The 22,966-nt window shown below is 69.9% G+C and carries 18 protein-coding genes; 14 read left to right on the forward strand and 4 right to left on the reverse strand.

The window, feature by feature from the left end; all coding sequences use genetic code 11:
• Positions 1-2: 2 nt before the first annotated feature.
• Positions 3-1,640, reverse strand: coding sequence for a GMC family oxidoreductase (locus HL658_RS09065; RefSeq protein WP_180281619.1), 1,638 nt, complete (start codon positions 1,638-1,640; stop codon positions 3-5).
• A gap of 197 nt (positions 1,641-1,837) precedes the next feature.
• Here HL658_RS09065 and HL658_RS09070 point away from each other — a divergent pair, with 197 nt between their 5' ends.
• Complete coding sequence (locus HL658_RS09070; RefSeq protein WP_180281620.1) at positions 1,838-3,106, forward strand: S41 family peptidase; 1,269 nt, start codon at positions 1,838-1,840, stop codon at positions 3,104-3,106.
• A gap of 44 nt (positions 3,107-3,150) precedes the next feature.
• Here the strand turns inward: HL658_RS09070 and HL658_RS09075 are convergent, their stop codons facing one another.
• The 3 genes from HL658_RS09075 to HL658_RS09085 form a co-directional block, all read right to left on the reverse strand.
• On the reverse strand, positions 3,151-4,239 hold the full coding sequence (locus tag HL658_RS09075; protein WP_180281621.1) for a DUF2971 domain-containing protein: 1,089 nt from the start codon (positions 4,237-4,239) through the stop codon (positions 3,151-3,153).
• A gap of 315 nt (positions 4,240-4,554) precedes the next feature.
• Complete coding sequence (locus HL658_RS09080; RefSeq protein ID WP_180281622.1) at positions 4,555-5,031, reverse strand: MarR family winged helix-turn-helix transcriptional regulator; 477 nt, start codon at positions 5,029-5,031, stop codon at positions 4,555-4,557.
• Positions 5,032-5,044: 13 nt separating this feature from the next.
• Positions 5,045-8,551, reverse strand: coding sequence for an FAD-dependent oxidoreductase (locus HL658_RS09085; protein WP_180281623.1), 3,507 nt, complete (start codon positions 8,549-8,551; stop codon positions 5,045-5,047).
• 102 nt (positions 8,552-8,653) lie between these two features.
• Between HL658_RS09085 and HL658_RS09090 the strand changes: the two genes are divergently transcribed.
• The 13 genes from HL658_RS09090 (at position 8,654) to HL658_RS09150 (ending at position 22,886) form a co-directional block, all read left to right on the forward strand.
• On the forward strand, positions 8,654-9,496 hold the full coding sequence (locus HL658_RS09090) for an FAD binding domain-containing protein (RefSeq protein WP_180281624.1): 843 nt from the start codon (positions 8,654-8,656) through the stop codon (positions 9,494-9,496).
• Positions 9,493-12,261 carry a molybdopterin-dependent oxidoreductase gene (locus HL658_RS09095; RefSeq protein ID WP_180281625.1) on the forward strand — a complete coding sequence of 923 codons (2,769 nt, stop codon included), beginning with the start codon at positions 9,493-9,495 and terminating at the stop codon, positions 12,259-12,261. The genes HL658_RS09090 and HL658_RS09095 overlap by 4 nt, the downstream gene beginning before the upstream one ends.
• Positions 12,258-13,727 (forward strand): 6-hydroxynicotinate reductase, encoded by a 1,470-nt coding sequence (locus HL658_RS09100; RefSeq protein WP_180281626.1) that lies wholly within the window; start codon positions 12,258-12,260, stop codon positions 13,725-13,727. Before HL658_RS09095 ends, HL658_RS09100 begins: the two co-directional genes overlap by 4 nt.
• Positions 13,724-14,701: a UPF0280 family protein gene (locus tag HL658_RS09105; RefSeq protein ID WP_180281627.1), complete on the forward strand. Its 978-nt coding sequence runs from the start codon at positions 13,724-13,726 to the stop codon at positions 14,699-14,701. Before HL658_RS09100 ends, HL658_RS09105 begins: the two co-directional genes overlap by 4 nt.
• Positions 14,698-15,276, forward strand: coding sequence for an amino acid synthesis family protein (locus HL658_RS09110; protein ID WP_180281628.1), 579 nt, complete (start codon positions 14,698-14,700; stop codon positions 15,274-15,276). Before HL658_RS09105 ends, HL658_RS09110 begins: the two co-directional genes overlap by 4 nt.
• Complete coding sequence (locus HL658_RS09115; RefSeq protein ID WP_180281629.1) at positions 15,273-15,857, forward strand: amino acid synthesis family protein; 585 nt, start codon at positions 15,273-15,275, stop codon at positions 15,855-15,857. The genes HL658_RS09110 and HL658_RS09115 overlap by 4 nt, the downstream gene beginning before the upstream one ends.
• A 46-nt stretch (positions 15,858-15,903) precedes the next feature.
• Positions 15,904-17,115 carry an ABC transporter substrate-binding protein gene (locus tag HL658_RS09120; RefSeq protein ID WP_180281630.1) on the forward strand — a complete coding sequence of 404 codons (1,212 nt, stop codon included), beginning with the start codon at positions 15,904-15,906 and terminating at the stop codon, positions 17,113-17,115.
• 217 nt (positions 17,116-17,332) lie between these two features.
• Positions 17,333-19,186: an ABC transporter permease gene (locus HL658_RS09125; protein ID WP_180281631.1), complete on the forward strand. Its 1,854-nt coding sequence runs from the start codon at positions 17,333-17,335 to the stop codon at positions 19,184-19,186.
• 1 nt (position 19,187) lies between these two features.
• Positions 19,188-19,970 carry an ABC transporter ATP-binding protein gene (locus HL658_RS09130; protein WP_180281632.1) on the forward strand — a complete coding sequence of 261 codons (783 nt, stop codon included), beginning with the start codon at positions 19,188-19,190 and terminating at the stop codon, positions 19,968-19,970.
• Entirely contained in the window at positions 19,967-20,680 is a 714-nt protein-coding gene (locus tag HL658_RS09135; protein WP_180281633.1) for an ATP-binding cassette domain-containing protein, read from the forward strand. Before HL658_RS09130 ends, HL658_RS09135 begins: the two co-directional genes overlap by 4 nt.
• A gap of 173 nt (positions 20,681-20,853) precedes the next feature.
• Positions 20,854-22,047, forward strand: a complete 1,194-nt coding sequence (locus tag HL658_RS09140) for an amidohydrolase family protein (RefSeq protein ID WP_180281634.1) — start codon at positions 20,854-20,856, stop codon at positions 22,045-22,047.
• Positions 22,048-22,161: 114 nt separating this feature from the next.
• Positions 22,162-22,350: a hypothetical protein gene (locus tag HL658_RS09145; RefSeq protein WP_180281635.1), complete on the forward strand. Its 189-nt coding sequence runs from the start codon at positions 22,162-22,164 to the stop codon at positions 22,348-22,350.
• Entirely contained in the window at positions 22,347-22,886 is a 540-nt protein-coding gene (locus tag HL658_RS09150; RefSeq protein ID WP_180281636.1) for a hypothetical protein, read from the forward strand. The genes HL658_RS09145 and HL658_RS09150 overlap by 4 nt, the downstream gene beginning before the upstream one ends.
• Positions 22,887-22,966 lie beyond the last annotated feature (80 nt).

Consider the following 22,966-nt stretch of genomic DNA (forward strand, 5'->3'; position numbering starts at 1 on the left):
CGCTACGCCGCCGCCATCGCCCGCTGTTCCGCCTTCGCCAGCCGGTCCTCGCGGATCATCGCCGCCGCCTTCTCCGCGATCATGATGACCGGGGAGTTGGTGTTGCCCGACGTGATGGTCGGCATGATCGAGGCGTCGACCACCCGCAGGCCCTCGATGCCGTGCACGCGCAGCCGCTCGTCCACCACCGCCATCGGGTCGCTGCCCATCTTGCAGGTGCCGACGGGGTGGAAGATGGTGGTGCCGAGGTCGCCGGCCGCCCGCACCAGATCCTCGTCGCTGACGAGCGCCGGGCCGGGGCGGAACTCCTCCGGCCGGTAGCGGGACAGCGCCGGCTGGGCGGCGATGCGGCGGGTCAGCCGCAGCGCGTTCACGGCGGTGCGCCGGTCCTCCTCGGTCGAGAGGTAGTTGGGGCGGATCAGCGCGGTCTGCCGCACGTCGGCGGAGCGCAGCCGGACATGGCCGCGGCTGGTCGGGCGCAGGTTGCAGACGCTGGCGGTGAAGGCGTCGAAGGGGTGCAGCGGCTCCCCGAAACGGTCCAGCGACAACGGCTGCACGTGGTACTCCAGGTCGGCCGTCGCCAGCCGCGGGTCGGACCTGGTGAAGACGCCGAGTTGCGAGGGCGCCATGCTCATCGGGCCGGAGCGGAACAGCGCGTATTCCAGCCCGATCCGCGCCTTGCCGACCAGCGTGGCGCTCATCCGGTTCAGGGTCAGCACGTTGGTGACCTTGTAGACGCCGCGGATCTGCAGGTGGTCCTGCAAATTCTCGCCGACGCCCGGCAGCTCGTGCCGCGGCTCGATCCCCAGCCCGCTCAGCAGCTCCCCCGGTCCGATGCCGGTGCGTTGGAGCAGGACGGGCGAGGAGATGGCGCCGGCCGCGAGGATCACCTCGCCGCGGGCGGTGGCGGTGTGGCGCAGCCCGTCCTGCTCGTATTCGACGCCGACGGCGCGCCGCCCCTCCAGCACCAGCCTTGTGGTGGTGGCGCCGGTGACGACGCGCAGGTTGGGGCGGTGGCGCACCGGCTTCAGGAAGGCCTTGGCGGTGGTCCAGCGGATGCCCGAGCGCTGGTTCACCTCGAAATAGCCGACCCCTTCGTTGTCGCCGCGGTTGAAATCGTCGGTGGCGGGAATGCCGGCCTCCACGCAGGCCTGGCGGAAGGCGTCCAGGATTTCCCAGCGCAGGCGCTGGCGCTCCACCCGCCATTCGCCACCCGATCCGTGGAAAGCGTTGGCGCCGCCGTGGTGGTCCTCCGACTTGCGGAAGAAGGGCAGCACCTCGTCCCACCCCCAGCCGCGGTTGCCGAGCTGGCGCCAGTGGTCGTAGTCGGCCGCCTGCCCGCGCATGTAGATCATGCCGTTGATGGCCGAGCAGCCGCCCAGCACCTTGCCGCGCGGGTATTTCAGCGCGCGGCCGTTCAGGCCCGGCTCCTCCTCGGTGGACAGGCACCAGTCGGCGCGCGGGTTGTTCATGCAGTAGAGATAGCCGACCGGGACGTGGAACCAGATCCAGTTCGGCTCGCCCCCCGCCTCCAGCAGCAGCACGGTCACCGACGGGTCCGCCGACAGCCGGTTCGCCAGCACGCAGCCGGCCGAACCGCCGCCGACCACCACGTAATCATAGTCCCCGTCCAGCCGCATCCTGCGTCCTCCCCCCGGTGAGGCGTCGTCGTGTTTCGCGCATGATACGGCAGGGTTGCACCGGCGGGGAAGCGCGCAGGCGCCGTGGGGCGCGCGTACGGCCACGCTGATGGTTAACCGTGCGTTCACATATCATCAGCATCCTGACCAAAGCGTCGGGTTCCGTCACCGCCCGGCGCATCCGGAGCCCTCCGCCCATGACGCCGACCGCGCCCGTCGCCGCCCTGTGTCTTGCCCTCGCGCTGACGGGGGTGGCACCCGCGGCGCTGCGGGCGCAGACCGTCGCGGCCGAGGAGGCCGCCCCCTTCGGCGAGGCCGAGGCGGTGGAGCTGTTCACCAAGGCGCTGCGCCGCATCCGCGGCAGCTATCTGGAGCCGATGAGCGACCGGCAGCTCGCCGAGATCGCCATCGCCGCCATGGCCGAGCGCGACCGCTATTCGAAATACCTGAACCCCGCCGACGTGAAGCAGCTCGACGCGGAGACGCGCGGCGAGATGACGGGCATCGGCATCCGCTACCGCAAGGAGGGCGAGCGCGTGCGGGTGTCGGAGGTGCTGCCGGGCTCGCCGGCGGACAAGGCCGGGATGCGCACCGGCGACGCGCTGGTGCAGGTGGAGGGGCGGCTGGTGGGGTCCCTCGACATCGCCGAGATCGGCCGGCTCGTGCGTGGGCGGGACGGGGTGCCGGTGCGTCTGACGCTGGAGCGGGCCGGGGCGCCGGCCCTGATCGAGCTGATGGTCGCGCGCGCCTCGATGACGGTGCCGTCGGTGCGCTGGGGCATGGCGGGCCGTGTCGGCTACATCCGCATCAATCGCTTCGACCGCCGCACCTACCCCGGCGTCGGCGAGGCGCTGGCGGCGCTGCGGGCCGGCGGTGGTGCGGGGCTGCGCGGCATCGTGCTGGACCTGCGCGACAACCCCGGCGGGCTGGTGCGCGCCGCGGTGGATGTGGCCGACGCCTTCCTCGGCGGCGGCACCATCCTGACCTCGGTCGCGCGCGACGGCTCCGCCAGCCGCGTCCACACCGCCCGCCCCGGCGACGAGAGCGGCGAGGCGCCGCTGGTGGTGCTGATCAACAACCGCAGCGCGTCGTCCGCCGAGATCCTGGCCGGCGCCCTGCAGGACCATGGCCGCGCCGTGCTGGTGGGATCGAAGAGCTTCGGCAAGGGCGTGATCCAGAACATCTACCCGATGCCGGGCGGCAGCGCCCTCAAGCTGACCGTCGCCCGCTACCAGACCCCCGCCGGCCACGCCATCCACCAGATCGGCATCGCCCCCGACGTGATCGTGGACGGGCCGGAAAGCCCGACCCTGACCACCGCCGGGATCCCGGACGTGGCGACCGACCAGCCCTTCGCCCGCGCGCTCAAGCTGCTGGACGCCGCGCCAGGCCGGCCGGGGGCCGGCACCGTGGCGTCGACGCCACGGCCGGCGGCGACCGCGGCGGGGCTGGGGACGGGGGGGTAGGAGTACCTATATCAATACTTATGAAATTAACCAGATCGAAATATTCAACCTATGAACGGGGTATCAGATACTGTGATTTCGAGAGAATTTCCGACCAGATCGCGCACTTTATTTTTCAGATCATTCTTTCGAAAAGAGGGGCCAACAATGATCCGTCGGATGGGAAGCTGGCGGACTTCTCGCATCTCGGCAAATAGCTTCAGATAATGTATTTTCTCACCTTTTCTCTCTCCGTCCTCTCGTTCTCTGACATAAATTTCTTTGGCGAAAACACGCGAATCCCTCGAGTTGGTTGAATAATATCTATTAACGAACTCCTCCGTAAAAGGATAGGCAATAATACGAACTTCTTGCTCTTCTTCAAATGCGCGATGCTTAAGAGTTGAAGCCATACTTGGAAACGATGACACAACCTTCAGCATCTTTCTTTCGTTCTCATGCTCCCGATTTATCCAGATTTCGCAAATCGCATTGATCAATTCGGAGTTTTCTTTCAAGAATTGAGCGTCGTTCATGTTATATTTTACTTTATCCATTATAAGTCCTTGATACCGGCCCGTAGTCATTTCCGAACAAATCACCCTTTGTAGCTCGAATGTATCGAACACGATACAATATCGCTCAATCCCTCCGTAGCCTCGCCATTGACTCAGCAATCCATTCTTTACCTCGTATTCCCGACTCGCGCCATGAGCACAAAGCGATACAATAAAAGGTAGGCTTATCACTCCATTCCCGCCATTAAGTCCAAGAATATGTTTGGAAAAAACGTCTCTTATCTGATTGGTTGCGTTTCGAGATGCAATTGCAGGCCCCCTTGATTCCGCAACAAATTCCTTAATCTCTTTTTCATAGTTCGGTTGTTCTTTCAGAAGCTTATAAATCATCCTCTGAATTTCAGTAAAGAAGGGGTCGCTGAAATGCTTTATCTCCGTTGTATCATTCAGGCAATCAGCTCGCGACGCCCAAATAGTTTGACTATTCCATATTCCTGAAAGACCACTCCAATTGGTGTAATGGTGTAGCTCTGGAAACCTCTCGTGCAGCGGCCCACCTGTCGGTTGGTATGGAACGTACACCATTCCCAAGCCCTTATTGTATGGTTTACCGCGTAAGTGCATCAGAGCCGCCATTGAACTTACCCAAATTGTAACAGATCCCGACCGCCGGGCCAACGACGATGTACCCGATCAAGGTGCAGTCCAGATCATTTGTAGAAGGGCCGTACCATTCCCTTTTGGTTGCCCATAGCGCGCCTTGCAGCCCAAGTTAAGAAAGCTCGTTCGCAGACACTTTTCGCCGTCCCTGGCCGGACAGGGGAACCAAGCCAAGCGATAAGCTCTTGAGGAAAATGGCTCTCCGCATTCTTCGCAGAGGTGGTCTCAGGGATACGGAAGCACACGTTGATGGTTGTCAAGCCGCCTCTGAGGGAATCCGGACAATAGCTCTCACGTCAGCCGCTTCAACAACCCCAGCAGCACCCCCCGCTCCTCCTCGCTCAGCGGGGCCAGCGTCTCGGCGGTGATGCGGCGGGCGGCGGTCAGGGCCTTGGCGATGACGGCCTCGCCGTCCTCGGTCAGGGTCAGCAGCAGGCGCCGCGCGTGGGCGGGGTCGGGGGTGCGGGCGACCCAGCCGCGTTCGAGAAGGCGGCGGATGACGCCCATCATGGTGGCGGCGTCCATGGCGGACAGACGGCCGACATGGTTCTGCGACTGCGGCCCCAGCTCGTAGAGCTTGACCATCACCGCGAACTGCATGGGCGTCAGGCCGGATGGTTCGATGCCCTCGGCGAAGATGGCGGCGTGGCGCTGGAAGGCGCGGCGCATGACGTGGCCGATCTGGTCCTCCAGCACGTAACCGTCGATGCCCGGGCGCTCGGCCCTGGACGGGTCGTCGGGTACGGGTAGGCGGTCGGCGTCCGGCATCGGCGGCATCCCGTCAGTGCGTCGTGTCCGCCGGGGCCGTTGCCGCGAGGCAGTGGCGGATCCAGCGGACGGTCAGCTTCTCTTGCACCGCGTTCTGCTTCAAGCGTTGATTCAGATTGTCGAAATCGACGCGGTCCAGCTCCTGGTCCTGGTTGAAGCAGGAGAAGACGATGCTTTCCTTCCCCGTCGCCGGGTCCAGGTGCCGTTGCAGGCACTGGGCGCAGACCTCCTTCATCATGCACTGCATAGGGCTGTTGATGGAGCCGATGGCGGCGTGGCCGGGCTTGAGGAAGGGCTTCAGCACGCCGTGGCGGGCACGCCCCACCGCGGCCATCATCCGGTCGGAGCCGATGGCGACGATGCGGTCCACCTCCGACAGCGGGATGTCCACCGGCCCCAGCTCGCCCGCGGCGTAGGCGCGGATGGCCTCCACGATGTTGCCGGTGAAGGTGGCGTCGCCGGGGCGGGAGGGGGCGAAGCCCGGCGCCTCGTCGCAGGCCCACACCACGCGGTCGGCGGCGGCCTCGATCTGCTCGACCTTGTAGCGGTCGGCCAAAGCCTTGTAGCCGGCGAAGTAGACGACGCGGCAGCCCTTGGCGCGGGCCGCCTGCCCGATGGAGAAGAGCACGGCGTTGCCGAGCCCGCCGCCGACCAGCATCAGCGTCTCCCCCGCCGGGACCTCGGTGGGGGCACCCGTCGGCCCCATGACGACCACCGGCTCGCCGGGCTTGAGATGCGCGCACAGGCTGGAGGAGCCGCCCATCTCCAGCACGATCATCGACAGCAGCCCGGCCTCCTTGTCCACCCAGGCGCCGGTCAGCGCCAGCCCCTCCATGGCGAGCGTCGTGCCGAGCGCCTTCGGGGCCAACGTCTCGAAATTCTGCAAACGGTAGAACTGGCCCGGCTCGAATCGGCGGGCGGCGGCGGGGGCCTTCACCACCACCTCCACGATGGTGGGGGTCAGCCGCTCCACCCGGTGCACCACCGGGCGCAGCTCCTCGTTGATCCGCGCGGCGAGGTCGGCGGCGGTGACGGCGGTCGGCTCCACCGTGCCCATCACGCGGGTGACGGTGGGATAGCCCTGCTTGGCCCCGCCCATCGCCTTCACCACGTTGCCGGCGAAGGAGGGGTGCAGGTCGCCGAAGAAACTGACGAAGCGGCCGTCCGGCGTGCGCGTCATCAGCACCTGCGGCACTGCCGGCTTGGCGGATTTCTCCGGGGTGACCGGGTTGCCGTCGGCGTCCACCGCCTGGAAACAGCGGCCGTCGAGCTTGACCCAGCCCGGCTCCTCCCGCGCCAGCACCGTGTTGGGCTGGGTGCCGGCGGCGACCAGGATCGTGCGGGCGGGCAGGGTGACGCCGATGCCGGCCGGGGCCACCACCCCGTCGGGGCCGGCGGGGTTGTGCACGAGGTGGATGGCCATCGCGTGGCCGGCGGCGTCGATCTCCACCCCGCGCGGGGTGACGCATTCCAGGAAGCGGATGCCCTCGGCCAGCCCGTGCGCCACCTCCTCGTGGTTCAGGGTGTAGGACGGGCTGTCGATCAGTCGGCGGCGGTAGGCGACGGTGGACCCGCCCCAGCCGGCCAGCAGTGCGCCGATGTCGGCCGGCCGACCCTCCGCCATCGCCTGCACCCGCTCCCGCCGGATGGCGCGGGCGTGGGCCAGGAACTCCTCCGCCGTCTCCGTCTCCTCCGGCGTCCAGCCGGCGCGCACGGCGGCCTCCCCCATGGCGTCGCACAGCGTCTCGAAGCGGTCGAGGAACTTGCCCACCTGCACCGGGTAGTAGGCCAGCGCCTCGGTGGCGGTGTCGATGGCGGTCAGGCCGCCGCCGATGACCACCACCGGCAAGCGCACCTGGAGGTTCGCCAGGCTGTCGGGCTTGGCGGCACCGGTCAGTTGCAGCGCCATCAGGAAGTCCGACGCCTGCCGCACCCCGCGCGCCAGCCCGTTCGCCATCGGCACCACGGTCGGCCGCCCGGCCCCCATGCAGAGCGCAACATGGTCGAAGCCCATGGCGAAGGCGTCGTCGATGGAGAGCGTGCCGCCGAAGCGCACGCCGCCGACCATGGTCATCGCCGCCCGGCGTTCCAGCAGCAGCCGGATCAGTTTCAGGAAATTCTTGTTCCAGCGCACGGTGATGCCGTACTCGGCCACCCCGCCGAAACCGGCCATGGTGCGCTCGCCCAGATGCTCGTACAGCTCGGCCACGTCGCGGACGGGGCGGAAGGGCACGCGGGTGCCGTCGGGCCGTACGCCGGACAGGTCGGCGGGCAGCGGCTCGATCTTCAGCCCGTCGATGCCGACGACGCTGTGCCCGTCGTTCATCAGATGGTGCGCCAGCGTGAAACCGGCGGGGCCGAGCCCCACCACCAGGACCTTGCGCCCGCTGTCCGGGCGCGGCAGCGGGCGGCGGAGGTCCAGCGGGTTCCAGCGGGTGAGCAGGCTGTAGATCTCGAAGCCCCAGGGCAGCTCCAGCACGTCCTTCAGCGTGCGCGTCTCCGCCTGCGGGATGTCGACCGGTTCCTGCTTCTGGTAGATGCAGGCCTTCATGCAGTCGTTGCAGATGCGGTGGCCGGTGCCGGCGATCATCGGGTTGGCGACGACCGCCACCGCCAGCGCGCCGACCGGCACGCCCTCGGCCTTCAGGCTGTGCATCTCGGAGATGCGCTCCTCCAGCGGGCAGCCGGCGAGCGGCACGCCGAAGGGGCTGCGGGCGAAGCCGCCGGCCTTACGGTCGGGCAGACCCTTGGAGCAGCTGTCCTTGCCCTGGTTGTGGCACCAGATGCAGTAGTTCGCCTCATCCAGCGCGCCGGCGAGGTCGGTGCCAGCGTCGGTGAGGCCGAAGCCCTCGCGGTTGCGCCGGTGCCCGTCGGCGCAGCGGAAGGTCGGTGCGCCGTGCCGCTCCTCCGTCACCAGTTCGACGAGATGCTCCGGGTCGGTCTTGTGGGGGATCTGGAAGAGCAGCCCGTCGCCGTGCTTCGCCCAGCCGTCCGGCGCGTACAAGGCCCAGGCGGCGTAGCGGGCGGCGGTGTCGAGCCGCTCGGCGTTCGCGGCCTCGTCCGCCATCCAGCCTTCGGCCGCGTGGGCGAAGGACAGCTCGTCCAGCGGGGCGCCGGTCCAGCCCTCCAGCGCCGCGGCCAGGGCGGCGCCGTCCAGGCCGGCGGCGGCGTCCGGCTTCACCGCCTTGGCGGCGCGGCGCTGCACGAACAGGCGCTTGACCCTGTAGAGGGCGGCCAGCGCGTGGTGGCGGTCGCGCAGGCCCGTCAGGGCGTCACCGATGCCGAACAGCTCACCCAGGAAATCCTCCAGCGGGCGGGCGAGGTCCAGCAGCAGCGCGCTCTCCGCCTTGGCGTCGAGCGAGTCGGGGGCGGAGCGCGCCGCGATCAGCGCATCGGCAAGCGCCGCATCGGTGGAGCGCAGCCGGTCGAGGAAGGCGGCATCGACGGCCGCCAGCCCCTCCCGCCCGTAGAGATCACGAAACGTCAGGCCAAAACCAAGCGCCAGCGCGGTGGTGGTCATGGGCACACTCCGCTATGCGAAATCCGCTTGACAACCATGCATATCACGGCGGATCGTATATGTACACACACAATGGCCGCGCAACGGCCGGGCGGGAGAGGCATGGGACGGTTCCACAGGCCCGAGAAGGTGGATGCTGCGCTCAACCTGCTGGCGGCGTCACCGCTGCTGGTTGTCGCAGGGGGTACGGACGTGTACCCGGCCCGCATCGGCCGGCCGCTGACCGAGGATGTGCTGGACGTCAGCGCTCTGCGTGAGCTGCGGCGGATTTCGGCGGAGGACGGCGGCCACCGGCTGGGGGCGCTCGCCACCTGGACCGACCTCGTGCGCGCCGACCTTCCCCCCTGGTTCGACGGCTACAAGGACGCGGCCCGTCGGGTGGGCGGCATCCAGATCCAGAACACCGGCACGCTGGCTGGGAACCTGTGCAACGCATCGCCCGCCGCCGACGGCACGCCCAACCTGCTGGCGCTCGACGCGGTGGTCGAGCTGGCCTCGGCCGAGGGGGGGCGCCGGGTGCCGGTTGGCGATTTCGTCACCGGCAACCGCCGCACGGTGCGCCGGCCGGACGAGATGGTGACCGGCCTGTTCGTACCGGACTGTGCGCCGGGCGCCCGCTCGGTGTTCCTGAAGCTGGGAGCGCGCGCCTACCTCGTCATCTCCATCGCCATGGTGGCGGCGGTGCTGGAGCCGGCGGCGGACGGCACGGTCGGACGGCTGCGGGTGGCGGTCGGCGCGTGCAGCGCCGTGCCGTTGCGACTGACGGCGCTGGAGACGGAGCTGGTCGGCGTGCCGGTCAGCCGCGGGCTGGCCGACCGCGTGCGCCCCGACCACCTGTCGGCCCTGACACCCATCGACGACGTGCGCGCGTCCGCCGACTACCGCCGCGACGCCGCCCTCACCCTCGTCCGCCGCGCCATCGCCCAGCTCGTGGAGGGGCCATGACCACCCGTTTCGCCATCCCGGCCGACGACACGACCGACATCGCCTTCACCCTGAACGGCCGGCCGCAGAGCGTCGCCGTGCCGCCCGGCCGGCGGCTGTCGGACGTGCTGCGCGGCGATCTCGGCCTGACCGGCACCAAGGTCGGCTGCAACGCCGGCGACTGCGGCGCCTGCACGGTGCTGCTGGACGACGAGCCGGTGTGCGCCTGCCTCGTCCCCGCCGCCCAGGTGGCGGGGCGGCGCGTGCGCACGGTGGAGGGGCTGGAGGAGGCGGACGCCACGCGCCGGCTCCAGCGCGCCTTCCACCACGCCGGGGCGGCGCAGTGCGGGGTGTGCACCCCCGGCATGCTGATGGCGGCCACGGCGCTGCTGGAGCGCACCGCGCGGCCCGACCGTCGGGAGGTCGAGGACGCGCTGGGGGGCGTGCTCTGCCGCTGTACCGGCTACCGCAAGATCGTGGACGCGGTGCTGCGCGCCGCGGACCCGGTGCTCGACGCCGTGGTGCCGCGCGCGGGTGCGGCGGTGGGGGCGGCCATCGCCAAGACGGACGGTCTGGCCAAGCTGACGGGGCGCGAGCGCTACGGCGACGACGTGGCCCCGGCCGACGCGCTGTGGCTGCGCGCCGTACGCTCCCCGTACGCGCGGGCGCGCTTCACCATCGGCGATCTGACGGCGCTGCGCGCGGCGTGGCCGGGGCTGGCCGCCGTGCTGACGGCGGCCGACGTGCCCTTCAACCGCTACGGCGTCATGCCCCACATCAAGGACCAGCCGGTGCTGGCCGAGGGGGAAGCGCGCTACCGCGGCGAGGCGGTGCTGGCGCTGGTCGGCGACCGTGCCACCATCGAGGCGCTGACCGACGACGTGCTGCCCATCCTGTGGGAGGCGCTGGAGCCCGTCACCTTCACCGCGGCCCAGGCTGGCACCGGTGCGGCGGTGCATGCGGAGAAGCCCGACAATCTGCTGGTGCGCGGCCGGGTGGTGCGCGGCGACGTGGAGGCCGCCTTCGCCGGCGCCGCGGCCACCGCGTCCATTGCGGTGGAGACCAGCTTCGTCGAGCACGCCTACATCGAGCCGGAGGCCGGTTACGCGCAGCGCGTCGGCGACCGCATCGAGGTGGTGGCCTGCACCCAGAGCCCCGGCATGGACCGGGAGGATGTGGCCGCCGTGCTCGGCCTGCCGCTGGACGCCGTGCGCATCGTGCCGACCGCGGTCGGCGGCGGCTTCGGCGGCAAGCTGGACCTGTCGGTGCAGCCCTTGATCGCGCTGGCGGCCTGGCGGCTCGGGCGGCCGGTGCGCTGCGTCTACACGCGACCCGAATCCATGGCGTCCACCACCAAGCGCCACCCCGCCCGCATCACCGCCAAGGCGTCGGCGGACGCCGACGGCCGGCTGACCGGTTATGATTTCGCCGGGGATTTCAACACCGGGGCCTACGCGTCCTGGGGGCCGACGGTGGCGAACCGGGTGCCGGTGCACGCGACCGGTCCCTACCACGTCACCGGCGGCGTGCGGGCCTTGAGCCGGGCTTTGCTGACCAACGACCCGCCGGCCGGCGCCTTCCGCGGCTTCGGCGTGCCGCAGGCGTCCATCGCCGGCGAGGCGTTGATGGACGAGCTGGCCGCGACGCTCGGCATGGATGCGCTGGAATTCCGCCACATCAACGCCATCCGCCCCGGCCAGCCGACCGCGACCGGGCAGCGGCTGGAAGCGAGCTGCGGGCTCGCCGCCTGCCTGGACGCGCTGCGCGGCCCCTGGGCGGAGGCGCGAGCCGCGGCGGTGGCGGCCAACGCCGATGGCGGCGTCACCCGCCGCGGCGTGGGCATCGCCTGCATGTGGTACGGGATCGGCAACACCTCGCTGTCCAACCCGTCCGCCATGCGGATCGGGCTGAAGCCGGACGGGCGGGTGACGCTCTACAACGGCGCGGTCGATATCGGCCAAGGCTCCAACACCATCATGGCGCAGATCGTCGCCGACGCGCTGGGCGTGCCGATTGATGGCATCGACGTGCTGATGGGCTGCACCGATCTGTGCGAGGACGCCGGCAAGACCTCGGCGTCGCGCCAGACCTTCGTGTCGGGCAAGGCGGCGGAGCTGGCCGGGCTGGATCTGCGCGGGCAGCTTTTGCGCCGGCTGAACGCCGGGCCGGACGCGGTGCTGGGCTTCGGCGACGGGCGGGTCACCGTGCGCGACGCCGCCGGGGAACGCAGCCTGCGCCTGACCGAGCTGGAGCGCGACGCCAACGGCGACGTGCTGACCGGCCGCGGTCAGTTCGACCCGCCGACCAGCCCGCTGGACGCGGACGGGCAGGGCATCCCCTACGCCACCTACGGCTTCGCGGCCCAGATGGCGGAGGTGGAGGTGGATGTTGAGCTCGGCACCGTGCGGGTGCTGCGCATCGTCGCCGCCCACGATGTCGGGCGCGCGGTGAACCCGTTGCAGGTGGAGGGGCAGATCCAGGGCGGCGTCGCCCAGGGCCTCGGCCTCGCCCTGATGGAGGAGTATGTGCCGGGGCGGACGGAGAACCTGCACGACTACCTGATCCCCACCGTGGGCGACGTGCCGGACATCCACTGCATCCTCATCGAGGACCGCGAGCCGCTGGGCCCGTACGGGGCCAAGGGCATCGGCGAGCCGGCGCTGATCCCCACCGCCCCCGCCATCCTGAACGCCATCCACCACGCCACCGGCGTGCGCATCACCCGCGTGCCGGCGACGCCCGACCGCGTGCGCGCCGCGTTGAAAGCCGCAGGTGTCCGCCCATGACGACCACGCTTACCGAAACCGCCGCGACTGATATCGTCACCTGCGACGCCTGCCCGGTGCTCTGCCGCATCCGGCCGGGCAAGACCGGGGCCTGCGACCGCTACGCCAACGAGGGCGGGCAGCTCACCCGCATCGACCCGGTGGTGCTGGCAAGCCGGACCATCGACCAGAACGGCGCCATGGTGCCATTCCTGGCCAAGGAATGGACCGGCAACCCCATCGACAGCGGCTCGCTGTTCGTCACCGGCGTCGGGGCGGGGACCACCTACCCCGACTACAAGCCGGCGCCCTTCATCGTGTCGTCCAATGTCGACGGGGTGGATCTCGTCACCGTGGTGACGGAGGGGATCTTCAGCTATTGCGGCGTCAAGGTGAAGATCGACACCGACCGTTTCGTCGGCCCCGAGCAGGCCGCCGTGCGCTGCAAGGGCGAGCAGGTCGGCCATGTCACCACCGCCGAGTACGGCTCGCAGATGCTGGCGCTGGGCGGTGTGCGCCACCTGACCGGCGGCAGCAAGAAGGAGGGCGTGGTCGCCTGCGACACGCTGCTGGCGCTGTGCAACGGCGGGGCGGTGGAGCTGACCGTCGATGGCGGCGCCAGCCTGACCGTGCAGGCCGGCCAGCCGCCGGTGATCGACGGGAAGCTGGAGCACCGCATGCGGGTCGGCTGCGGCAGCGCCACCATCGGCATGTTCGCCCAGCAGTGGCACGGCCATGTCGACGAGGTGATCGTGGTGGACGACCACATCACCGGCGTGCTGACCGAGCATCAGGCCGGCAAGTTCCTGGGCATGGCCCCGGCCGGCATCCGCGTGCGCGGGCGGCGCTCCACCCCCGGCCGCTATTTCCAGGTGGCCGAGCCGGGCTCCGGCTGGGGCGGCACCGACGTGACCGACCCGCTGACCATCATCGACAGCATCGACCCCAAGCTCGCGCGGCCCGGCATGCGGCTGCTGATGGTGTCCACCACCGGCGAGGATTCGCTGTGGGCGGTGCTGGACAACCAGCTCCGCCCGGTGCCGACGGAGATGCCGGCCCCCGTGCGCGACGTGGTGGAGCGCATCGGCGAGAATTGCGAGCCGGCGCTATCGACCGTCCTGTTCATGGGCGGGGCCGGCGGCAGCCTGCGGGCGGGGGTGACCAGCAATCCCGTACGCCTCACCCGCTCCGTGCGCGACACGCTGACCCGCGTCACCTGCGGCGGGGCGCCGGTGTATGTGTGGCCGGGCGGCGGCATCACGGTGATGGTGGACGTGCTGCGCATGCCCGCCAACTCCTTCGGCCATGTCCCGACCCCGGCCATCGTGGCGCCCATCGAGTTCACGCTGCGGCTGGACGATTACGCCGCACTCGGCGGCCACATGGACCGCGTGCGCTCCATCGGGGACGTGGCGTCCGCCGACCGCATGCGGCTGGCCGGCTGGCACGCCGCCAATCCATGGCCATTGCAGGAGCCGGGGCGATGAGCGGCCCCCTCGCCGCAACGCTGCCCGACGGGCGGCTGCACCTCCAGCACGGGCCGATCGACCTGATCGTCGCCGTGGACGGCGGGGTGTGGGAGGTGCGCGCCGCCTACGCGGCGGCGGTGGCGCGCTTCGCCGACATCCTGCCGACCCTGTGCGGGGAGCTGGCCTTGCTGCGCGCGCCGCTGGGCGCGGAGCCGCCGCCGCTGGCCGGGCCGGTGGCGCGGCGCATGCTGGCCGCCTGCTGGCCGCACCGCGAGGTCTTCATCACGCCGATGGCCGCTGTCGCCGGGGCGGTCGCCGACGAGATCCTGGCGGCGATCCTGGCCGCCGCGCCGCGCGTGCGCCGCGCCTCGGTCAACAACGGCGGCGACATCGCCCTGCATCTGACTGACGGGGAGACGCTGACGGTGGGGGTTGCCACCCCCTCCCCCCCCCGGGGAGAGGGTCGGGGTGAGGGGGAAACGCCACTGTTCCCCGCGCGTGGCGGCATGAGGGGCCTTTCCCCCTCACCCAACCCTCTCCCCGGGGGGGAGAGGGCTGTCTGGATGGACGGTACCTTCCCCCTCACCGCCGCCCTGCCGGTGCGCGGGGTCGCCACCTCCGGCTGGCGCGGGCGCAGCCAGAGCCTTGGCATTGCCGACGCGGCCACCGTGCTGGCGCGGTCGGCGGCCGAGGCCGACGCGGCGGCCACCATGGTGGCGAACGCGATCGATGTGGCGCACCCGGCGGTGATGCGGCTGCCGGCACGCGCGGTGAAGGACGACAGCGACCTGGGCGAGCGGCTGGTGACGGTCGCGGTCGGGGCGCTTCCGGATGCGGCCGTGCGCGCGGCGCTGGACAATGGCGTCCGTGTGGCCGAACGTCTGCGCACCGAAGGATTGATCTGGGGCGCGGTGCTGGTGCTGGCCGGCGCTGTGCGGGTGGTCGGGCCGCTGCCCGGCCTGATGACGGATAAGAACCGGGAGGCGGCATGATCGAGGTGCGGCGTATCCACCTGACGGTGGAGGACATCTTTCACGAGGGCGGCCCGCCGGCCGCGGTGCCGCCGCGCCGGGGGGCGATCTGCGCCGTGCTGCGCAACCCCTACGCCGGCCGCTACGTGGCCGACATCCTGCCGATGATGGAGGCGCTGAACCCGGTCGGGGTGGAGATGGCGCAGCGCCTGCTGACCGCCATGGGCGGCGATCCGGCGACGATCGAGGGCTACGGCAAGGGTGCCATCGTGGGCTCGGCCGGCGAGATCGAGCATGGGGCCCTCTGGCACGTCCCCGGCGGCTACGCGATGCGCGAGGTGCTGGGCGGGGCCAAGGCCATCGTGCCCTCGACCAAGAAGGTGGGCGGCCCCGGCTGCCGGCTGGACGTGCCGATCACCCACGTGAACGCGTCCTACGTGCGCACGCATTACGACGCGATGGAGGTCGGGGTGCCCGGGGCGCCTGCCGCGGACGAGCTGGTGTATGCGCTGGTGATGACCCGCGGCGGGCGCGTGCACGCGCGCATCGGCGGGCTCCAGGCGCACGAGATCAAGGGGGAGGACGGGCTGCGATGACGGGCGCGATACGCAAGCTGGTGACCATCGTCGACGAGGTGCGGCGCGAGATGGGACGGGACGTGGATCCCCCCTCCCGCCGGGCCGTCGCCATCGCCGTGGTCGAGAACCCCTTCGCCGGCCGCTACGCGGAGGACTTGTCGCCGCTGGTGGCGCTGAGCGAGGATCTGGGCGGCATGCTGACCGGCCGCTGCCTGGAGGCGCTGGGCATCGACGGGTCGCGGGCGGAGAGCTACGGCAAGGCCGCCATCGTCGGCGAGGCCGGTGAGCTGGAGCACGCCGCCGCCATGCTGCACCCCAAATTGGGCACCCCGATTCGGTCCACGCTGGGCAAGGGGGCGGCCCTCATCCCCTCGGCGAAGAAGATGGGGGGCCTCGGCACGGCCATCGACGTGCCGCTGGGGCACAAGGATGCCGCCTATGTGCGCAGCCATTTCGACGCCATCGAGGTGCGCGTGCCCGATGCGCCACGGGCGAACGAGATCCTGCTGGCGGTGGCGGTCACCGACAGCGGTCGGCCCTTGCCCCGCGTGGGCGGCCTGACCAAGGATCAGGTCAAGGGCGAGGACGGGTTGCGCTGAACCGTTTGCGCCCACCATTCGGGTTGACGACGACAGGAGAGACGCGATGAACCGGTTTGCGCGCACGGCGAAAAGCGCCGTTCTGGGGGCGGTGCTGGCCGCGACGGCGACGACCGCATGGGCGGCCGACCCGATCCGCATCGGCGAGATCAACAGCTACACCGGCCTTCCCGCCTTCACCATCCCCTACCGCAATGGTTGGGAGCTGGCGGTGGAGGAGGTCAACGCCAAGGGCGGGCTGCTCGGCGGCCGCAAGCTCGAGGTCGTCTCCCGCGACGACAGCGGCAAGCCGGAGGACGCCGTCCGCATCGCCAGCGAGCTGGTGAACTCCGAGAAGGTCGTGGCGCTGGCCGGCACCTTCTTCTCGCACATCGGGCTTGCCGTGTCGGACTTCGCGGCGCGCAACAAGACGCTGTTCATCGCCGCCGAGCCGCTGACCGACGCCGTCACCTGGGAGAAGGGCAACCGCTACACCTTCCGCCTGCGCCCCAGCACCTACATGCAGGCGGCGATGCTGGTGGAGGAGGCGGCCAAGCTGCCCGCCAAGCGCTGGGTCACCGTTGCCCCCAACTACGAATACGGCCAGTCGGCCGTCGCCTCCTTCAAGGCGCTGCTGAAGGCCAAGCGGCCGGACGTGGAGTTCGTGTCGGAGCAGTGGCCGGCGCAGGGCAAGATCGACGCCGGCTCCACCGTGCAGGCGCTGAACGCCGCCAACCCCGACGCCATCTTCAACGTCACCTTCGGCCCCGACCTGTCGAAGTTCGTGCGCGAGGGCACCACCCGCGGCCTGTTCGACAACCGCGCCGTCGTCAGCCTGCTGACCGGCGAGCCGGAATACCTCGACCCGCTGAAGGGCGAGGCGCCGGAGGGCTGGATCGTCACCGGCTACCCGCAGGAGCAGGTCGACACCCCCGAGCACAAGGCGTTCCGCGACGCCTACATGAAGCGCTTCAACGATTACCCGCGCCTCGGCTCGATCGTTGGCTACTCGACCTTCCAGGCGCTCGCCGCCGCCATCGAGAAGGCGGGATCCACCGACACCGAGAAGCTGGTGGACGCCATGAAGGGCCTGAACATCACCAGCCCGCTGGGCCCGGTGACCTTCCGCGCCATCGACCATCAGGCGACCATGGGCGCCTATGTCGGCAAGGTCGCGCTGAAGGGCGGCAAGGGCGTGATGGTCGATTGGCGCTACGCCGACGGCGCCAAGTACCTGCCGGCGGACGACGAGGTCGCGAAGCGCCGTCCGAAGGAGTGACGGCGGTCCGGACGGAAGCGCCGGCTCCCGGCCCCCCCCGACCCTCCCCCATCTTCGACGGGGGAGGGAGTGTCGAAGCCCTCCCCCGCCTCTCGCGCAAGCGCAGCTTGCGCTGGCGGCGTCAGGCGAAGCTCCGCTTCGCCGAGAGCGAAGTGGGGGAGGGTTGGGTGGGGGCGCTGTGCATGACTTTCCCAGTAGGCCGCCAGGAGTCCACGTCTTGGGTTTCTACGTCACGCAGTTCATGAGCGGTCTGGCGCAGGCCGCGACGTTGTTCCTGGTCGCGTCGGGGCTGTCGATCATCTTCGGCGTCACCCGGATCGTGAACTTCGCGCACGGCTCCTTCTACATGCTGGGCGCCTACATGGCGTACACGGTGTCCGATGTCGTCGGCGGCTTCGCCGGCTTCTGGGGCGGGATCGTGGCGGCGGCGCTGGCCGCCGGCGTGATCGGCGTGGTGATGGAGATGGTGCTGCTGCGCCGCCTCTACCGCTCGCCGGAGCTGTTCCAGCTCCTCGCCACCTTCGGGGTGGTGCTGGTGATCCAGGATCTGGCGCTCACCATCTGGGGGCCGGAGGATCTGCTGGGGCCGCGGGCGCCGGGGCTGGAGGGTCGCGTGCGCATCCTGGGCCAGGCCTTCCCGCAATACGACGTCTTCCTGATCGTTCTGGGGCCGGTGGTGCTGGCGCTGCTGCTGCTGCTGTTCAAATGGACGCGCTGGGGTACGCTGGTGCGCGCCGCCACCCAGGATCGCGAGATGACCGGCGCGCTCGGCGTCAACGAGCGGCGCCTGTTCACCTCGGTGCTCTTCGTCGGCTGCGCGCTGGCCGGACTGGGTGGTGCGCTTCAGGTCCCGCGCGAGGCGGTCAACCTGCAGATGGACGTGTCCATGGTGGTCGAGGCGTTCGTCGTCGTCGTGGTTGGCGGCATGGGTAGCCTGATGGGCGCCTTCCTCGCCGCCCTCCTCATCGGCCAGCTCCAGGCCTTCGGCATCCTGATCTTCCCGCAGATCACGCTGGTGCTGGTGTTCCTGGTCATGGCGGTGGTGCTGGTCGTGCGGCCCTACGGCCTGCTCGGCAAGCCACCAGCCGCCGCGCGCGGTGCGGCGCACGCGCCGGAGGCGCCGCTGCGCCCGGCCGGTCTGCCGGCCAAGCTGTTCGGCGTCGCGGTGCTGGCCGTGCTGCTGCTGCTTCCCGTCGTCGCCGGACAGTATGCGCTGGTGGTGTTGACGGAGACGCTGGTGCTGGTGCTGTTCGCGGCCAGCCTGCATTTCATGATGGGGCCGGGCGGCATGGTGTCCTTCGGGCACGCCGCCTATTTCGGGCTGGGCGCCTACGCCGCCGGTCTGCTGACCAAGCACATGGACGGCGGCATGCTGGCCGGGCTGGTGACGGCGCCGGTCCTGGGCGGTCTGGGCGCGCTGCTGTTCGGCTGGTTCTGCGTGCGGCTGTCGGGCGTCTACCTTGCCATGCTGACTCTGGCCTTCGCGCAGATCGTCTGGTCCGTCGCCTTCCAGTGGACGGCGGTGACCGGCGGCGACAACGGCATCCTCGGCGTCTGGCCGGCGCCCTGGGCTTCCGCCAAGTGGGTCTACTACTACCTGACGCTGGCGGTGGTGACGGGGGCCGTGCTGATGCTGCGCCGCGCCATTTTCGCGCCCTTCGGCTACGCCATGCGGGCGGGGCGCGACAGCCCGCTGCGGTCGGAGGCCATCGGGATGGACGTGCGGCGCCTGCAATGGCTGGCCTTCACGGCGGCGGGGGCGATGGCCGGGCTGGCCGGCGGGCTCTACGCCTACGCCAAGGGCAGCGTTTTCCCGACCTTCCTGTCGGTGCCGGCGTCGGTCGATGCCCTGGTCATGGTGCTGATGGGCGGCGTGCAGACCATCGCCGGGCCGCTGGTGGGGGCCGCCGTGTTCCACGGTCTGGAGACGGAGGTGGTGCGCTACACCGATTTCTGGCGCCTGATCCTGGGCGGCATCATCATCCTTCTGGTGCTGGCCTTCCCCAAGGGGATCGCGGGGGCGGCGGACGCGTGGTTCGGTTCCGGCCGCAGCGCCGAGGGGAGGGCCTGAGATGGCGGCTCTCGTGGTCGAATCGCTGGTCAAATCCTTCGGCGGCGTGCGCGCGGTGAAGGGCACCAGCTTCACGGTGGACCGGGGCGAGCTGCTGGCCCTGATCGGTCCGAACGGTGCGGGCAAGACCACCACCTTCAACATGGTGGGCGGCCAGCTCCACCCCGACAGCGGCTCGGTCAAGCTGGAGGGGCGCGAGCTGGTGGGCCTCACCCCACGCGCCATCTGGCGCATGGGGGTGGGGCGCACCTTCCAGATCACCGCCACCTACCCGTCGATGACGGTGGCGGAGAATGTGCAGATGGTGCTGCTGTCGCACCACAAACGGCTGCTCGGCTGGTGGACGCCCGCCGCCCGCCAGTTCCGCGCCGAGGCGCTGGAGCTGCTGGCGCGTGTCGGCATGGCGGTGCAGGCCGACCGGCCGTCCAGCGTGCTCGCCTACGGCGACCTCAAGCGGCTGGAGCTGGCGATGGCGCTCGCCAACGAGCCGCGGCTGCTGCTGATGGACGAACCCACGGCCGGCATGGCCCCGCGCGAACGGGTGGAGCTGATGGCCCTGACCGCCGATCTGGTGCGCGAGCGCGGCATCGCCGTGCTGTTCACCGAGCACGACATGGACGTGGTGTTCGCCCACGCCCATCGCATCGTGGTGATGAACCGCGGCGAGATCATCGCCGACGGCACCCCCGACGCCGTGCGCAACGACCCCCACGTGCAGGAGGTCTATCTGGGCAGCGGCGCCATGTTCCACGGCGAGCCGCAGGGAAAGGCGGTGGTGTCGTGACGTCCCCGCTCCTGACCGTGAACGGTCTGAACAGCTTCTACGGCCGCGCGCACATCCTGGCCGACGTCGATCTCCAGGTCGGCGCCGGCGAGGTGGTGGCGCTGATGGGCCGCAACGGGGCGGGCAAATCCACCACCTTCCGCTCCATCATGGGGCTGGTGGAGCAGAGGCGCGGCGCCCTGTCCTTCGGCGGCGCCGACATCTCCACCGCCGAGCCCTTCGAAATCGCCCGCCTCGGCCTCGGCTATGTGCCGGAGGACCGGCGCATCTTCACCGAGCTGACGGTGATGGAGAATCTGGAGGTCGGCCGCCAGCCGGCCCGTGCGGGAAGCCCCACCTGGACTCCCGAGCGGCTGTTCGACCTGTTCCCCAATCTGGCCGAGATGCGTGACCGCCCCGGCGGGCGGATGAGCGGCGGCGAGCAGCAGATGCTGACCATCGCCCGCACGCTGATGGGCAACCCGCGCATGATCCTGCTGGACGAGCCGTCCGAGGGTCTGGCCCCGCGCATCGTGGAGATGATGGCGAACGCCATCGTCGCCCTGAAGTCGCAGGGGCTGACGGTGATGCTGTGCGAGCAGAACCTGCATTTCGCCGCACTCGTCTCCGACCGCGCCTACGTCATCGAAAAGGGCCGCATCCGTTACCAGGGCACCATGGCGGCGTTGCAGGCCGACGACGAGGTGCGGCGGGCGTATCTGACGATGTGACGGATGCTTCCCTCTCCCGCCACCGGCGGGAGAGGGAAGGGGCCCGCGCGCAGCGTGGGAAGGGTGAGGGTAGGATTCTCGGGCAGACCCAGCCCTCACCCTCCCGCTGCGCGGGTCCCTCCCTCTCCCGCCGGAGGCGGGCGAGGGTTTGAACAACGAGGAGGGACCACACCATGGCCGTAGAGGCTTCCGCCGGCCCGGCGAAGGGCAAGCTGGTGATCCGCAACATCGGCATGATGCTGTCGGGCGATCTGGACCGCCCGCTGCTCGACGCCGACGCGCTGGTCGCCATCGATGGGAAGATCACCGCCGTCGGCCGGCTGAACGAGCTGGACACCGACCACGCCACCACCGTCATCGACGCCAAGGGAACGGCCCTGGCCCCCGGCCTGATCGACAGCCACGTGCACCCGGTGTTCGGCGACTGGACGCCGCGGCAGAGCCAGCTCGGCTGGATCGACAGCTTCCTGCATGGCGGCGTCACCACCATGGTCTCGGCGGGGGAGGTGCATCTGCCCGGCCGGCCCAAGGACATCGTCGGGCTGAAGGCGCTCGCCATCACCGCGCAGCGCAGCTTCGACGCCTTTCGGCCGGGCGGGGTCAAGGTGCTGGCCGGCGCCCCGGTCATCGAGAAGGGCATGGAGGAGCACGACTTCGCCGAACTGGCCGCCGCCGGCGTCCGGCTGCTGGGCGAGGTGGGCCTGGGCAGCGTCAAGGCCGGCGACGAGGCGCGGACCATGGTGGCCTGGGCGCGCAAGCACGGCATCCAGAGCACCATCCACACCGGCGGCCCGTCCATCCCCGGCTCCGGCCTGATCGACAAGGACGTGGTGCTGGAGGCCGACGCCGACATCATCGGCCACGTCAACGGCGGCCACACCTCCCTGCCGGAGGCGCATGTCTGCGAGCTGTGCGAGCGGTCGTCCCGCGCGCTGGAGATCGTGCACAACGGCAACGAGCGGACGGCCATCGCCTGCGTCAAGGCGGCGCGCGACCTGAAGCAGCTCCACCGCGTGATCCTCGGCACCGACAGCCCCGCGGGATCGGGCGTGCAGCCGCTGGGCATCCTGCGCATGCTGGCGCTGCTGTCGGGGCTGGGCGGGTTGCCGGCGGAGCTGGCGGTCTGCTGCGCCACCGGCAACACCGCGCGCCTGCGCAACCTGCCCGGTGGCCTGATCGAGCCCGGCCGCAGCGCCGACTTCGTCTTCCTCGACCGTCCGCAGCACGGCGCCGGCAAGACCGTGCTGGAGGCGCTGGAGCTGGGCGACATCCCCGGCGTCGGCATGGTGGTCATCGACGGCATCGTCCGCGCCGGCCGCAGCCGCAACACCCCCCCGGCGGAACGGGTGCCGGAGCTGGTGGGGTAGGGGGCATCCCCGGCAGACACTGTCCATGGGCGTCTTGACCTTCCGCCGGTGATGGCGATATCAACAATCGGCTGGTGGGTTTCGATGTCCCGCCACTGACCGGCGGAGGGTCGGATGGGCAATCTCATGAAGCGGCTGTTCGGGGTGGCGGAGCCCCTGCCGACCATACCCTTGAAGATGCCGGCCGAAGCCACGCTGCCAGCCGTACGCACCGTCGTCATGCCGAACGGCAAGAAGGTGCGTGTCATGCGGGACGACGTCTTCCAGAAGGCGATCCGTCCGAAGACCGATCGCGCCGCATGACGACGGATGATGACACACGGGCCGCCGCGCGGCCCGGTTCGTACAGCAGGGCCTTCGAGAACATGGTGCAGGGACCGGACGATACCGCCGGGCTTCTGGCCTATGCACTCTTCAAGCAGGCCGTCCGTGAAGACGCGATGAATGGCACGGGCAGTGTCGCCAATCCACGGAACCCGTCGGTCACGACGGTGAAAGTGTTCAGGGATGCTGCCGAACAGATGCTGGCAGAGGTGGCGACCCGTGCGATCACGGCGGCAAAGCCCGATCTCCAGCGATCCTCCATTGCCAATGCGATCACCGCGTTAAGGGACAATCTTCAGACAGTCCAGGCGAACATCACCAACCACGTCACCAATCAGACGCGATACCGCCACGCGATCATCACCGGCGTGATCGCGTGGCTGATCACGATCATCATCACCGCGGCCGTTCTCTATAATTTTGCTTTGCCGAATTGGCAGGACAGGATCGTGGAGGCCGTAAGGGAGGCCCAGGTTCCGACCGCAGGAAGTCCGGCAGGGACGCCGCAACGCTGAACCATGAAGCGCCGGAAGCCCCTGGCTGGGACGATTTGCCCCACGCCGATGCGAACCATTGTCATTGTCGAGTCGCATGC

The organism is Azospirillum oleiclasticum (assembly GCF_013423485.1).
GTDB lineage: Bacteria > Pseudomonadota > Alphaproteobacteria > Azospirillales > Azospirillaceae > Azospirillum > Azospirillum oleiclasticum.